The 14951-nt window shown below is 35.8% G+C and carries 12 protein-coding genes; 3 read left to right on the top strand and 9 right to left on the bottom strand.

Annotated features, from left to right (window positions below; all coding sequences use genetic code 11):
- Positions 1-21: 21 nt before the first annotated feature.
- The 9 genes from EMN46_RS04165 to EMN46_RS04125 form a co-directional block, all read right to left on the bottom strand.
- Positions 22-810: an OAM dimerization domain-containing protein gene (locus EMN46_RS04165; RefSeq protein ID WP_154199422.1), complete on the bottom strand. Its 789-nt coding sequence runs from the start codon at positions 808-810 to the stop codon at positions 22-24.
- 70 nt (positions 811-880) lie between these two features.
- Complete coding sequence (locus EMN46_RS04160) at positions 881-2434, bottom strand: lysine 5,6-aminomutase subunit alpha (RefSeq protein WP_154199421.1); 1554 nt, start codon at positions 2432-2434, stop codon at positions 881-883.
- Between the two features lie 58 nt (positions 2435-2492).
- The gene (locus tag EMN46_RS04155; protein ID WP_154199420.1) at positions 2493-3905 is read right to left on the bottom strand and encodes a DNA mismatch repair protein MutS; all 1413 of its coding nucleotides are present in this window, start codon (positions 3903-3905) and stop codon (positions 2493-2495) included.
- Positions 3906-3932: 27 nt separating this feature from the next.
- Positions 3933-4949, bottom strand: a complete 1017-nt coding sequence (locus tag EMN46_RS04150; RefSeq protein ID WP_154199419.1) for a hypothetical protein — start codon at positions 4947-4949, stop codon at positions 3933-3935.
- The gene (gene ablA / locus EMN46_RS04145) at positions 4949-6199 is read right to left on the bottom strand and encodes a lysine 2,3-aminomutase (RefSeq protein ID WP_154199418.1); all 1251 of its coding nucleotides are present in this window, start codon (positions 6197-6199) and stop codon (positions 4949-4951) included. Before ablA ends, EMN46_RS04150 begins: the two co-directional genes overlap by 1 nt.
- Positions 6200-6307: 108 nt before the next feature.
- A complete protein-coding gene (locus tag EMN46_RS04140; protein WP_154199417.1) occupies positions 6308-7342 on the bottom strand; it encodes a zinc-binding dehydrogenase in 1035 nt (344 codons plus the stop codon).
- Positions 7343-7395: 53 nt separating this feature from the next.
- Positions 7396-8220: a 3-keto-5-aminohexanoate cleavage protein gene (locus EMN46_RS04135; protein WP_154199416.1), complete on the bottom strand. Its 825-nt coding sequence runs from the start codon at positions 8218-8220 to the stop codon at positions 7396-7398.
- Between the two features lie 99 nt (positions 8221-8319).
- Positions 8320-8703, bottom strand: a complete 384-nt coding sequence (locus EMN46_RS04130; protein ID WP_154199415.1) for a hotdog fold domain-containing protein — start codon at positions 8701-8703, stop codon at positions 8320-8322.
- A gap of 41 nt (positions 8704-8744) precedes the next feature.
- Positions 8745-9395 carry a CoA transferase subunit A gene (locus EMN46_RS04125; RefSeq protein WP_154199414.1) on the bottom strand — a complete coding sequence of 217 codons (651 nt, stop codon included), beginning with the start codon at positions 9393-9395 and terminating at the stop codon, positions 8745-8747.
- 490 nt (positions 9396-9885) lie between these two features.
- Here EMN46_RS04125 and EMN46_RS04120 point away from each other — a divergent pair, with 490 nt between their 5' ends.
- The 3 genes from EMN46_RS04120 to EMN46_RS04110 all read left to right on the top strand — a co-directional run bounded on the left by EMN46_RS04120 (position 9886) and on the right by EMN46_RS04110 (position 14269).
- Positions 9886-12888 carry a DUF2723 domain-containing protein gene (locus tag EMN46_RS04120; protein ID WP_154199413.1) on the top strand — a complete coding sequence of 1001 codons (3003 nt, stop codon included), beginning with the start codon at positions 9886-9888 and terminating at the stop codon, positions 12886-12888.
- A 286-nt stretch (positions 12889-13174) separates the two neighbouring features.
- The gene (locus EMN46_RS04115; protein ID WP_154199412.1) at positions 13175-13786 is read left to right on the top strand and encodes a polysaccharide deacetylase family protein; all 612 of its coding nucleotides are present in this window, start codon (positions 13175-13177) and stop codon (positions 13784-13786) included.
- Between the two features lie 111 nt (positions 13787-13897).
- Entirely contained in the window at positions 13898-14269 is a 372-nt protein-coding gene (locus tag EMN46_RS04110) for a hypothetical protein (RefSeq protein ID WP_154199411.1), read from the top strand.
- Positions 14270-14951 lie beyond the last annotated feature (682 nt).

The raw sequence follows: 14951 nt of genomic DNA, 5'->3' as shown, positions 1-14951 counted from the left end.
GTCTGTACTAAAATTATAAGTCTATTGGTTGATTCTTCTATCTAATTCTTGAGCCATATATGAAGCAACGTCATCAGAATATTTATTCATTCCAAAACCGGCATCATAACCAAGTTCTTTAGCTAATTCGTGTGATAAACGAGGTCCACCACAAATCAAAATCACTTTATCGCGTAAACCTTCAGCTTCTAGCATCTCAACTAGTTCAACCAAGTTTTTAATGTGAATATCTTTTTGAGTAACGGTTTGAGATACCAAAAGAATATCAGCTTTCATTTCGATAGCTTTAGCGATAAACTCTTCGTTAGGTACCTGAGATCCCATATTTAAAGCCTCTACCATATCGTAACGCTCCAAACCATAGTGACCTGCAAATCCTTTCATGTTCATGATGGCATCGATACCTACTGTATGTGCATCAGAACCGGTACTAGCACCAACAACGACAATTTTACGTCCGATATGTTCTCTAATGAAATCATCAGTTTCGTGCATATCCATAGTAGTCGATTCTACCTTTGGTACAACAATAGTTGTATAATCAACGGTATGAATAGAACTTCCATAGCAGTTGAAAAAGGTAAAACCTTTCATTAGCTCTTGAACAAACACCACTTGGATGTCTTCAAAACCCATTTTTCTCATCATCTGCTTAGCCGCTTCAATAGCCTCATCGCCTTTAGGCACGGGAAGTGTAAAACTAACCTGAGTTTTACCATCGTTCATGGTATCACCGTAAGGCTTAATCTTTGTTAGATCTAAGGTCTTATCGAATTCATTCGAATTGGTAGAATAAAGTCCTCCACTCATATTGCTTATCTCCTATATTTTATGTGAGCCAAAAGTTATTAGCTATTGACTCTCAATCATTATCTAATAACTAGTTTTTCTTCATTAAAGCTACAAAAGGATTGAAGTAGTTGCTTCCTTTTTCCACAACACCATCAAGACCTTTACCACCATTGATTGGACGCTTAATATCAGCGAAAATTCCTTTTTCAAGTGCAGAAAACAGACCTTCTTTTTCAATTTTCTCAAGTAATTCAATTGAATCACTCAGAATTTTCTGGGCTCTTGTTCGGATAATCCCGCCTTCTTTAAACTCAACCTCATCGCCAATATTCTTCATATTATTGAAAACGTATTTCGCATTTTCAAGAGAAAGATAACGGTCGGACATGAAAGGTGTGTGAATCGCTTCAGTTAGCATACCCAATAGTTGGATTCCCTGTCCTGTCCAGATTGAAATCTGATTAAACAAAGCATCCTGTACGTTTCCTTTAAAGATATTACCTGTCATGAATTTTGTAGGAGGCATATATTTAAGAGGAGCCTTAGGGAAAATCTCACGAGTCATTTGTGCTTGTGCCAACTCATAAAGGAAACCATTCTCTAAACCTGGTTCCATTTCGAAAGCGTGACCTAATCCCATTTGTTCTTCAGGAAGATCAGCAATAAGCGCTAACTGCTCATTAATAAAATCAGAAGCCAATACCGTATGAGCTTCTTCAAATGCATCAGCAGTCGTTAGGTAATTATCCTCACCTGTATTGATGATTACACCTGCAAAACCGTTCAATATTCTTGAGAAATATTGATCGACAAGTGTACGTTTCATGTTAATATCACGGAAAAGAATACCGTAAAGGGCATCGTTCAACATCACATCTAAACCTTCGAAAGCACCCATAGCTGCAATTTCGGGCATACATAAACCAGAACAATAATTACACAAACGAACATATTTGCCTTCTTCCTCACCAACCTTATCGAGGTGAGTACGCATAATGCGGAAGTTTTCTTGAGTTGCTACGGTACCACCGAAACCTTCGGTCGTTGCACCATAAGGTACATAGTCGAGTAATGACTGACCTGTTGTACGAATTACTGCAATAATATCGGCACCTTGACGGGCTGCAGCTTCAGCCTGAATAACATCTTCGTAGATATTACCCGTTGCTACAATAACGTATAAATAAGGCTTAGGACCTTCTCCAATAGTATCGATATAATTATCTCTCTTAGCTTTACGAGCCAAAATTCTATCAATACAATTGTTGATATATGGCTTAAGAGCTTCGTGAGCTTCTGCAACAGTGTGCGATGGCAATTGAGTGATATCCAATTCCCCAGCTGACATTTTATCAGCAACTTGTTGTGGATTTAATCCAGTCTCAATAATTGCATTTCCTAAGAAATACATCACACCTTGGTTAAGAACACCTTTGTCCTTAATCTCATCCACTACAATATTTGGAAGTGGCACTTCGTTATTGTCAACACCATCAATTCCCAAAAGACGACACAAAGTACGCTCTACAGATACCGTTGTATAGCTTTCTACAAACTCCTGAACATTATCCGCAATGTTTCTCGAAACGTCCTTTGCGTAGTTAACTTTATCAAAGTCAAGACCTAGTTTACTCCTTTGCATATTTATTCTATGTTTAGATATATGTTTTTATTTCTTTTTTTTTCAAACCTATTCGGCTTTACGACTTAGCCAGCAAATTCTTATTTGCTTTCTCTATAATTTGTTGATTAATACCTAATATTTCAGCAATGCGAAGCGCCTCGTGTGGCACCCAGGAAGCATCATCTTCAACTAAGGCATAATCCATATAATCGTTTATATTATTCTTATTAATCTCACCCGGTTTGAACTCCTTATCCAAACCTTTCACCCTCAATTTACGACAAGTCTTATTCAATCCACTGTAATGAGTTGTGATTACCGATAAGGTATTGTTCTCGTTAAAAATCTCTGCTACTGCATTCACAATAGCTCTCCCCTCTGTTGGATTAGTTGTTCTCGCTAGTTCATCAACCAGAACTAAAACATTCTCCTTATTAATTGAAGCTTCAACCATCTCGTTGATCTTAACCATTTCGGATGCAAAAGATGACAAGCCATTTTGTTCTGACTGATCATCGCCAACTGAAACTAAAATTCGATTGACTAAAGCAATATGTGCCGATTGTGCAGGCACAAAAAAACCAAACTGCAATAAGTACTGACAAAGGGCCAAGGTTTTTAAAATAACCGTTTTCCCAGCCATATTAGCACCAGTTATGAAGCAAACCGATTGGTTTAGTTTGATATCTATTGCTTGAAATTTCTTATTCGATAAAGCTAATGCTTCCTTAATTTGAGGATGAAACATGGCTTTATATTCTGTTGTTGATTCTGAAATTTGAGCTCTCGTGAAAGCCATATTATCAGCAAGAATAGCCTTTGCTATAATCACATCGAGATGAGCCACTTGATTTAGAGCTTTCTCCAAATCATTGGAATATGGATAAATATTCTCACAAACTTGAGTTCTAACTTCAGCCTCAATTTCAGCAGCTTTATTTTCTAAAATATCCAACTTCGCTCCCAAATCCATTTCTGGATCGAGCTTTCTTGCAGCCTTTAATTCTTGTATTTTCTTCCTAGTAATAGCTAGGTCTTTTGAATAAGCATCGTAAATATAGAAAGATGGTACGCTGTTGTTTTCAGGATCTAGAATTGATATTACATGATTCAAATCTGGAATCTCAATCAAAGTCGTTTCAAACTCATTTTGAAGTTTTAATATTGCGTTAGATACTAGTGCGAATGATTTGATCTCGAAAAGTTCAATATCATCTAAAATCGAATTCGATTGGATATTTTTAAGACTTCCTTTAATATCACGCACCTGCATGAGTTTGGTCTGAATCTTACTAATCAATCCTGCTTTTTTGCCTTCCCGAATAGTATAAGTACGTTCGACCAAATCAAGTTCCTGATTTATCTCATTGGCTTGATACATCATATACGTGTCGAGTAAGTAGCGCTTTCCTAGACTGGATTGCAGCTGCATACTCTCCATTAAATAATGAAGTCCTTTTACTTGAGATATGGCAGTACGTAATTTCATTTATCAATATTCTTAAATAAACTCTACTCAATGTCCGCTTAACTCTCTTACATTGTAAACTGGCAAATTCAGTTTTTCTTCCAACGCTTGTTTTAAATCATCTGAATTCAGACAATAACCATCAGGTGATACTGGATTAATGCAAACGGCTATCAACTTGGTCTTTTGAAGGACTTTTATTCGTCCTCCTCGCTTTATAAAAGCATAAAATGTTTCGGGTGAGGCAAATATCCTCGTAAAATCCCGAACAATTATTTCAATATCCTTTATCTGCTTCTGAACTTTTAGAAAATTTAAGAACTTATCGGTAATTGCACCATTCACAAAAATTCGATTCCCTTTCTTAAACAGTCTATCTTTCGCTTTTTCAATCAGTAAAACAGATTCAATCTTCAAATCAGTTAAATTCCCCTCATTATCAATTGCCCAAACACCTTTTTGTATCGGCAATAAACAATCTTTAATCTCCTCATCAACAGCCTTAATACTTATAAGATCGTAGATGTATTTGGTTTTATAAACCAGTTGTGGAATATTTGCCGAAAGTGCAGCTCCAGTTGCCAAAATCATAGCATCGGTTACTGCTGGCGATCCCAAACTCTTACGTGATAATGCTCCATCAACTAAAGTAATATCAACATCAAACTTATTCATTTGTGCAATCAGATCTTTGATAGCCATACTATCTGCCGGACCTGAAATAATCACCTTATCGCTTGATTTGGCTTTGGCTGTTACTAATCTTCCCAAAGAGGTCGATTGAGTGCTTACATCCAAAACTTCGGCAACAAGTTTTTTCTTTTGATAATGCATTTCGGAAGTCACAAAAATCATCCCCTCATAAACCTCAATTTCGGGTTTGTGAGTTTTTGTCACCGCGTCGGTATTCTCTCCATCAACACCAATAGATGTGAGTGCAATTTGTTTATTGCTACCGCTCAATCGCGACAGCACATAATTCAAACACTCGGTTTTACCGGTATTTTTTTCAAGTCCAACAATCGATAGACTCCTGTATTTTTCTATTTCCTTTATAAAAGGCATTATCTTTTTTTATTTCTCTCTTTACGCTGTAATAATGATGGTTCAAGAGCCAATCTGCCACCCTCTAAAAGTGATGATACACCTTCAGCATGTCTCAGTTCTAAACATTCGGGACAATGACAGTTTTCAACATAACGTGCAGGTTCAGTGTAAGTTGTAATAACTCCCTCAAAATTTCTCAAAATCACCTTAGTAGGACTCTGTGAAATAACATATTGAGGCATAACTGGAATTTTACCACCACCACCTGGCGCATCAACTACAAAAGTTGGAACTGCAAAACCAGAAGTATGACCACGAAGACCTTCAATAATTTCGATTCCCTTAGAAACTGGTGTTCTAAAGTGCTCAAGTCCCATTGAAAGATCGCACTGATAAATGTAGTAGGGACGAATACGATTCATTACTAAATTATGAACCAATTTCTTCATGACGTGAACACAGTCATTAACACCTCGTAATAACACAGACTGATTACCCAAAGGGATACCAGCATCAGCCATACGAGCAACAGCAGCTTTAGACTCTGGAGTTATTTCATCAGAATGATTAAAGTGAGTATTTAACCAAACTGGATGGTATTTCTTAAGCATATTAACCAATCCTTCGGTTATACGCTGTGGCAATACAACCGGTGTACGAGTTCCGATACGGATAATCTCAACATGAGGAATAGCACGTAATGATTTAATAATATATTCTAATTTAGCATCACTAATTAAAAGTGCATCTCCACCAGAAAGAAGAACGTCTCTTACTTGAGGTGTGTTTCTGATATACTCAATTGCTTTCTCAATATTATCCTGTGGCGTTGAAGAATCAGACTGACCTGCAAAACGACGACGCGTACAGTGACGACAATACATAGCACACATATCAGTAATCAAAAACAAGACACGATCTGGATAACGGTGAGTTAAACCAGGAACTGGAGAATCCTCATCCTCGTGCAAAGGATCTAGAAGATCGGCATCAGCATGATGAACTTCCATAGCTGTAGGAATAGCCTGCTTACGTATTGGACACTCTGGATTATTAACATCGATAAGAGATAAATAATACGGCGTAATTGCCATACGCAAGGTTTCTAGTGTCTTCTCAACGCCTTCTTCCTCGTTAGCAGTAAGATTGATATATTTTTTGAGATCCTTTAAAGTCTCAATACGGTTTCTAACCTGCCATTTCCAGTCGTTCCAATGTTCGTCTGTAACCTCTGGAAACATTTCCTTACGTCCCTTATTTTCAATCATCATATTTTGTTTTAGTCTCAAGATTTAGAATCAAGTATCAAGGAGAAATTCTCTGTTGTATCAAAAATTGTATCTTGATACTTGATACACTTATCTCAATGCTATAATCTACACGTATAATTTTTCAAATAATTCTCTAATTCCTGCTGATTCTCTAATGATTCCAAGAGTTAAATCGGCATGACCAATAGCATAACCGTTTCCAACAATCATATCAACATCTTTACCTACACCTTCGGCACCAAGTGCTGCTTTAGAAAAAGAAGTTGCCATAGAGAAGAAATACACACAACCACGATCTTTAGTAATCAAGATTGATGACATTTCAGTAGAAGCAACGTTTACATTATTAATAACCACATCGCAACCTTCTTCGCCACAAATTTTAGTCACCTCAGAATAAACATTCATTACATCGGTAGCATCGCCAACAATAACATCGGTTGCTAAACCTAGATCTTTAATGCGCTGTGCATTCTCTTTAGAATACTCAACAACAATTACTTTTCCTTTGGGACCAACTTTTTTCATAGCTTGGTAGCAACAAAGAACACCTGATTTTCCACCACCACCGATGATACAAACCGTTTGACCTTCTTTAACCAAACGATCGACCTGAGCAGGAGCACCAGCTACATCAAGTGCAGCTAAAGCTAATTTCTCTGGCAAATCTGTTGGAAGTACAGCGTATAAACCAGAAGCAAAAAGAATCGCTTGACCATCAATATCAACCTGATCATTAGATAGATTAATATTCGTAATCTTGTCAATCTTAAGTGGCGTAAGAGATAGAGAAACCAAAGTTGCGACCTTATCACCTACCTTAAGGTTTTGATTTGGAAAGTTTGGTCCAACTTGTTTAACTGTACCAATTAACATTCCACCAGAACCCGTTACCGGATTTTGCATTTTACCACGTTCATCAACGATCGAAAGAATCATTTCTTCCATCTTAGCTGTATCAGCATCACAAGCGCCTTTTACTTGAGTAAAACTTGCGGAATCGATGTTTAATGTTTGAACATCGATTAAAACCTCATTGTCGTAAATTGACATGGTATTATCCAACTTAATAGCTGGTTGTGGAAGTGTTCCTTTTGGTTCAAGGACTCTGTGAGTTCCGTATTTGTTTCCTGCTTTCATTCCTATATTAATTAATGATTAGCAATGAGTAATTACTAATCGATAATTGTAAATTATCTAGCTTTTAAACCTAAAATTTCTCTTGCTTCTGCTGGAGTCGCAATTTCGCGACCAAGCTCATTAGCCAAACGAACTACTTTCGCAACCAATTGACCATTCGATTCAGCAATAACACCTTTTGAAATCATAGTGTTGTCTTCGAATCCAACACGAACGTGACCACCATCGATAATAGCAGCTGCAGCAAGTGGAAATTCGAATCGTCCAATACCGGCAACAGTGTAAGTTGCATCAGCAGGAATACTACCACGCATAAAAATAAAATCGCGAAGAGTTCCAGAGATTCCACCGTTTACACCCATCACAAAATCGAAGTGCATTGGCGATTTGATAAAACCTTTTTTACCCAAACGTAGAGCCATATCAATCATTGACTTATCGAAAACTTCCAATTCAGGTTTAATACCTCTTTCGATCATTTTCTCACCGAAGTATTTGATTGTATTCTCAGTATTTTCGAAAATTTCGTCGCCACCAAAGTTTAATGTACCACAGTCAAGAGTTGCCATTTCGGGATTCAACTCAGTTGGCTGAAGTCTTTCGTCGTTGGTCATTCCAACTGCACCACCTGTTGATGGCTGAATAATAACGTCAGGGTATTGAGCATGAATTGCATCCATTACCTGCTTAAAACGATCTTTATCTTGAGTTGGTGTACCATCATCCTTACGAACGTGAAGATGAATAATACTGGCACCAGCTTTAATTGCAGATCCAGCCTCACGAACACATTCCTCAACCGTATATGGAACAGCAGGGTTATGCTCTTTTGTTACTTCGGCGCCACTAATTGCGGCTGTGATAATTAACTTTTCCATGATTTAAGTATTTAAAATATGAGTCAAGCGTGAAAAAAATTAGTTAGTGGGTATTTTTTTTTGGTCAGTATGCTTGACTCATATTCATAAAAACGAATATTATTTACGTTGACTACCTTTTGGCGTCACACAAGTTCCGATAGCACGACATGCTACAATAGGTTCATCAAGTACATCGCAAGCTGAATCTGAAATATCAGTTCTAGGAACAATTACTTTACGAGCTTCAAACTTCATTTTACGGCTTGAGTTACCTTCTTTGATAATCTCACCTACAGCTTCGATAAAATCGCCAGCATAAACGGGAGCTAGAAATTCAACGCTTTCGTATCCTGCAAACAAGCCCTCATCGCCATCACGACGAATCAACAGCTCAGTAGCAACATCACCAAAAAGCTGAAGCATTTTAGCGCCATCAACAAGGTTTCCACCATAATGAGCATCTTGAGAACTCATGCGTACTCTAATAATTACTTGTTTCATATCAGTATATGTTTGTATTTTATAGTCTCTTAAACAACTATTTAGTTTGCCTTTACAATAAAGTCGACATAAATAGATGGTGTCTTTACTTCTTCAGGCTTAAATGTTCCTGCTTCTACAATCGTTTGCGCTTCAACAATTACAAGATCTGCAGCAGTTGCCATTAAAGGATTAAAATTCTGAGACGTTCCACGATAAGTTAAATTCCCATGTGTATCACTCATGCTAGCTCCTATTAAAGAAACGTCTGCACGAAGTGGTTTTTCAAGAATAAATTCTTTTCCGTCAACAGTTATAATATCTTTTCCTTCGGCAACTATAGTTCCAAGCCCCGTTGGTGTTAAAATACCACCTAAACCAGCTCCACCTGCACGTACACGCTCAGCCAAAGTTCCCTGTGGGCTAAATTCAACAACAAGCTCACCATTATTCATTTGTTCAACTGAAGCAGTATTAGCTCCAACATATGAAGTAATTACCTTAGCAACTTGCTTGTTTGCAATCAATTTACCTAAACCTTTATCTGCAAAAGCGGTATCATTACAAATAATTGTTAGATTCTTAACATTTGACTCAACAATACAATCAACCATTTTGTTGGCAGTTCCAACCGTTAAAAAGCCACCAATCATGATAGTCATACCATCTTTAATCTTGGCAACAGCCTCTTCAAATGAAATTATTTTGTTCATTATAAAATTCGTTTTAAATTAATCGTAAAGTATTCCACAACAATAATTTACAATTATTAATTGTAAACTCACATGACAAATATAGATTTATTTTTCAATCCTTTGATAACCTCGCCATCTAATTTCAGGCTTCTCTTATTAGGAATAATTCTATTTTAATTACATTAGACAGAATAATTCTAAATAACTACGAAAACCTTTGCGTAAATCGTAACAAAACAAACAACTAGTTAGTATTTAAACCAAAATGCATACATTATACGATAATATGTTTTAAAAACACCACAACAAACCTGCTTAACAACATAACCACCCTAACCAAAACATGTTCATAAACACAAATTTAGATTTATTCTATATATTTAGAACCTACTCATAAGTCTCTGTTAAAAATGACACAAAAAGGACTTTAAGCTTTTTTCACAACAGACATAAAAAGCTTCCTAAATAAATACTTAAATTCGTTGACACAATTCTAACTTATCATTACATGTCCATATTTCGGAAATACAACACCATAGGCGGCTGGGTCGTTTTTGCCATTTCAGCTCTTACTTACCTTTTTACGCTTGAACCTTCGGTAAGTTTCTGGGATTGTGGTGAATTTATTACAGCAGCCTACAAATTAGAAATTGGACATCCACCAGGAGCACCAGTTTTCATGTTGTTGGGACGATTTTTCTCTCTTTTTGCCGCAGATAAATCGCAAGTTGCCTTAATGCTTAATACGCTTTCGGGATTAGCCTCAGCAGCAACTATCATGTTTCTTTTTTGGAGCATTACACTTATGGCTCGTAAGCTTATTAGGTTTAAAACAGAAAGCTATACACCTATACAAACAAGTAAAATTTTAAGTGCAGGTCTCATTGGATCTTTGGCCTACGCTTTTACCGACACCTTTTGGTTTTCAGCAGTTGAAGCTGAAGTTTATGCCCTTTCGTCTCTATTTACTGCCGTCGTATTTTGGGCAATTTTAAAATGGGAAAACGAATCAGAATCAAAATACGCAACTCGCTGGTTAATCTTAATCGCCTATTTAATGGGCTTATCAATTGGGGTACACCTATTAAACTTACTTGCAATACCAGCAATTGTCATTCTATTTTATTTCAAAAAATACCCTGTCACTCCAAAAGGAATTTTCATAGCACTTACAACTGCTATCCTATTTTTGGCAAGTGTTATGTATTTGATTATTCCTGGAGTTTTAAAAATTGGAATCTGGTTCGAATTTGCTTTTGTAAATGAACTTTCACTCCCATATAACTCTGGTTTATTATTCTATCTACTGCTGCTATTCATTGGATTAATATTGGCTATTCGATACAGCATAAAATATCAGAAAATTCTTTTAAATACAATACTTACCGTTGTAGCTGTCATCCTAATTGGCTACTCATCTTATGGTTTAATCATGATAAGGGCAAATGCAAACCCAGCCTTAAATCAGAATAATCCAGACAATGCAATTACACTTCTATCCTACTTAAATAGAGAACAATATGGATCGAATCCTTTAATTTACGGAAAATACTTTAATGCTCCCATTGATGAAGAAAATCCTATTTCTGTTTCGAAAAAGGTTTACATCAAGAAAAACGGAAAATATGAATTATCGTATGAAACAGAGAAAAACAATTTTAGCTCAAGTCATAAAACATTATTCCCTAGAATGTACACCAAAGGTGCATCGGGCCGAGCTCCAATAGAATATGCCAAATGGACAGGCTTAAATCCTGAACAAAAAGAGAAACCAAGCTTTCGTCAAAACTTAACTTTCTTCTTTTCCTATCAGGTTAACCATATGTACCTCCGTTATTTCATGTGGAATTTTGCAGGACGACAAAATAATGTTCAATCCTATGGAGACAAAACAAAAGGTGCGTGGATCTCGGGTATTCCTTTTATCGATAATTATAGATTAGGTGATCAGTCATTGCGATCCGATGACATGAAATCGAACAAAGCGAACAATACCTACTTCTTTTTGCCACTAATCCTCGGACTATTGGGGATGATTTACCAATACAAGCACAGCAAAAAAGGGAAGAAAGATTTTTTTGTAATCTTCCTCCTATTCCTATTCACAGGATTGGCTATTGTTGTCTATTTAAATCAGCCTCCGTTACAACCTCGTGAGCGAGATTATGCTTATGCTGGATCGTTCTATGCCTTTACCATTTGGATAGGATTAGGTGTTATGGCTATTATAAATAGTCTCGAAAAGTATCTAAAACCTAAACTGAGTGTGATTATAGCGACTGCTGCTTGTTTTTTAGCTGTTCCTGCCCTACTTGCTCAACAAAATTGGGATGATCATGACAGATCGGATCGTTATTTTGCTCACGATTTGGCCTACAATTATCTCAACTCATGTGCGCCCAATGCCATTCTATTTACCATGGGCGATAACGACACTTTCCCCCTTTGGTATCTGCAAGAAGTTGAAGGTATTAGAACCGATGTTCGTGTTTGTAATCTAAGCTATCTATCAACAGATTGGTATATCGATCAGATGAAACGAGATAATTACGACTCAAAAAGCCTACCTATCTCTATGGATAAAGAGAAATATTTGATGGGAAAACGCGATGTCATTTATATTGTAGACGACCCACGATTTAAAGCTTGGGTAGATAAAAATAGAGGCATGAGTTTGGATGATGCTATGAATTACGTTCTTTCTGACAAGGAAAGCACAAAAACCATTTATGGCTACGATCAGAGATTAGATTATATTCCTGCTCGAAAATTTAAAATGCCAGTTGACAAAAACCAGGTTTTGGCTACAAAAACCGTTTCGGCAAAAGATTCAGCTAACATTGTTCCTCAATTGGAATGGGAACTTAACCAAAATGCCATAGAAAAAGCTGGTTTAACCTTTTACGACATCCTTTTAAGCAATAATTGGAAACGCCCTATTTATTTTTCACAAACTGTTCCAGAGTCAGGCTACTATGGTCTCCAAGATTACTTTCAACTTGAAGGTTTAGCTTATCAATTAGTTCCAATAAAAACAACTAACAAAACAGGCAGTGTAGGTCGAATAGATACAGATATCCTATACCAAAATATGATGGCTACATTTAAATGGGGAAACATCAACAAATCAGGTCTTTATTTAGATGACGGGATTAAACGAATGTGTCTAAATCTACGGAACAATTTCTTAAGCCTTTCAAACAAGTTGATAGCAGAAAATAAAACAGATAAAGCCATTAAAGTTCTGGATAAAAGTCGAGAATTATTACCCAACGAAGTTAGTTCATACGACTATATTGCCTTATTAATGGCTGAGAATTATCTGAAACTCAACAAACGTGAAATTGCTTTAGAAATGATGGGTCCGATTCGTTTAAGATTGACTCAGGAGCTCGATTATTACAATAGTTTGGAACAAACGAGTCTTTCTGATTTTGTACGATCTGGAAGAAGAAATGTAGCACTACTGAATGAAATGGATCGTATTGCTAAACTTTACGAGAAGCATTAGGCATTAGGCATTAGGCATTAGGCATTAGGCATTAGGCATTAGGCATTAGGCATTAGGCATTAGGCATTAGGCATTAGGCATTAGGCATTAGGCAAATTAAAAAAATCTGCGTTGATCTGCAAAATTTGCGGGAGGATTTGATGTGATAATTCATTACTAATCCTTATTGAAATAGAAAATATTAATAAAACGAATTTACAAACTACTTATAATTAAGTATATTAAACAATATGTGGCAAATTTAAAAGAAGTTCGTTACTTTTGAGGCTCTAAAATTCTTTTATTCATGCGATTTGTAAGTGTTCCCCAATTCATAAAAAAACTCTTTCCAAGTTTAACTTGGGATTACAATACGGGTAAAAAAATAGTTTACATCACCTTCGATGATGGTCCTATTCCTGAATCAACAGCTTGGACTTTAAATCTACTCAAGGAAAAAAATGTGAAAGCAACTTTCTTTTGTGTTGGCGATAATGTGAGAAAATACCCAGAAATATACCAAGAGATATTAAAAGAAGGACATGCAGTTGGTAATCACACATTCAACCACTTAAGAGGTTTTACCAATGAAACACAAAGCTATGTTGATAATATAAATTTGGCAAGACAATACATCGATTCTAAGCTCTTTCGTCCACCTTATGGTATGATTAAACGTTCTCAAGCCAAAAAGCTTTTAAAGGACTATAAAATTATCATGTGGGATGTTCTAAGCGAAGATTATCGCCAAGACATTACGCCTGAGGAATGTTATCAAGCTGTTCTTAAAAATATTCGCCCCGGATCCATTATTCTCTTCCACAATCATGTCAAGGCTGAAAATAATATGCGCTATTCATTACCTCAATTAATTGATGAACTAAGGGATAGAGGATTTGAGTTTGGGGTTTGTAAATAAATTGGAATATTCCAACTTCTACTTTTCAAGATAAACGGTGGGATTTTAAAAGCAGTTACAATCTAAATTTCACCATATAATTAGTGCTCTCACAAACAATTAGAACTGATCATGATACAAAGCAAGGACTATATTCTTCGAATGATTGAAGAAGCAGGTAAAGTACTCTCTAAGATAATTGGTTTTAAAGAGCGAGAAGAATTTCATGAAGCACTTCAAGAACTTGAGCTTTGTTATGCTGAGCATTTTGATTCAATACATATCGAAACTGAAAGTCATTACATAAAACTCGATATGTATGGCGAATTATTAAAGCACGAAGCTGATATCAACTCTAAATTAGGTGATAATATAAAAGCAAAAGAACTCTACTTAAAAGCCCTACAAAGTCTTACAAAAGCTGAAATAAAAAGTAAGAGTTTCGATATGAAACGAATTGGATTGATGAATGAAATACAAGAATCTTTGAACTTAATAAAATAACACTAAACCTTAAAAGCAAGCAAATTATGACATTTATATATATTATTTCAATAATAATAATATTAGCCTTTTATCCCTTTTATGTCAATGTAGTGTGTAAAAAAAATAAATCCATTATTTTTTTACCGAGTTGGGTTAAGATACTTGGTATTATTCTGCTCATTTCATGCTCAATTCTTCCAGACATATTTGATGTTAGGCATATAAGCTTTAATGAAGACTTGAGATTTTTATTTATAATATTAAGTCTACTATTGCTTTGTTTATCTAAAGATAAAAATGAATCTAAAAGTTATAATAACACCAGACTAGTACTTTTACTATGCTCTATTACTATCGTTACATTAGTACAGCAGATATCTTATTTATTTTTTATAACTAAATTACCTGAAGTCTCATCTGGTGAATTCGTCATAATGATTTTAACTTGTTACTTGCTATCATTCCATTTTTACAAAGAAAAAATAAACTAAACAAAAGAGAACTCCAGATCATCTGAATACGACACTCAAAACCCATTTTTAACAAGAACTTCTATATTAAAAAGCAGAAACCAATAAGGTGCAATTCTGTTAGAATCTATCCGACAAACTTTTCGAGATGCAAATAATTTATTGGATAAAGAAGTCGCCAATTTTGTTACTAGATTATCTGATAAATTAACAAACAAGACGAATTATCA

The sequence above is a fragment of the Ancylomarina sp. 16SWW S1-10-2 genome (genome assembly GCF_009669305.1).
Classification (GTDB): Bacteria; Bacteroidota; Bacteroidia; order Bacteroidales; family Marinifilaceae; genus Ancylomarina.
This window is presented reverse-complemented; position numbering and strand designations above follow the sequence as displayed.

Bases quoted from the DNA above. Each gene is read 5' to 3' on its own strand.
- EMN46_RS04165 (WP_154199422.1), bottom strand. From the start codon at position 810: ATGAGTGGAGGACTTTATTCTACCAATTCGAATGAATTCGATAAGACC.
- EMN46_RS04160 (WP_154199421.1), bottom strand. From the start codon at position 2,434: ATGCAAAGGAGTAAACTAGGTCTTGACTTTGATAAAGTTAACTACGCA.
- EMN46_RS04155 (WP_154199420.1), bottom strand. From the start codon at position 3,905: ATGAAATTACGTACTGCCATATCTCAAGTAAAAGGACTTCATTATTTA.
- EMN46_RS04150 (WP_154199419.1), bottom strand. From the start codon at position 4,949: ATGCCTTTTATAAAGGAAATAGAAAAATACAGGAGTCTATCGATTGTT.
- ablA (WP_154199418.1), bottom strand. From the start codon at position 6,199: ATGATTGAAAATAAGGGACGTAAGGAAATGTTTCCAGAGGTTACAGAC.
- EMN46_RS04140 (WP_154199417.1), bottom strand. From the start codon at position 7,342: ATGAAAGCAGGAAACAAATACGGAACTCACAGAGTCCTTGAACCAAAA.
- EMN46_RS04135 (WP_154199416.1), bottom strand. From the start codon at position 8,220: ATGGAAAAGTTAATTATCACAGCCGCAATTAGTGGCGCCGAAGTAACA.
- EMN46_RS04130 (WP_154199415.1), bottom strand. From the start codon at position 8,703: ATGAAACAAGTAATTATTAGAGTACGCATGAGTTCTCAAGATGCTCAT.
- EMN46_RS04125 (WP_154199414.1), bottom strand. From the start codon at position 9,395: ATGAACAAAATAATTTCATTTGAAGAGGCTGTTGCCAAGATTAAAGAT.
- EMN46_RS04120 (WP_154199413.1), top strand. From the start codon at position 9,886: ATGTCCATATTTCGGAAATACAACACCATAGGCGGCTGGGTCGTTTTT.
- EMN46_RS04115 (WP_154199412.1), top strand. From the start codon at position 13,175: ATGCGATTTGTAAGTGTTCCCCAATTCATAAAAAAACTCTTTCCAAGT.
- EMN46_RS04110 (WP_154199411.1), top strand. From the start codon at position 13,898: ATGATACAAAGCAAGGACTATATTCTTCGAATGATTGAAGAAGCAGGT.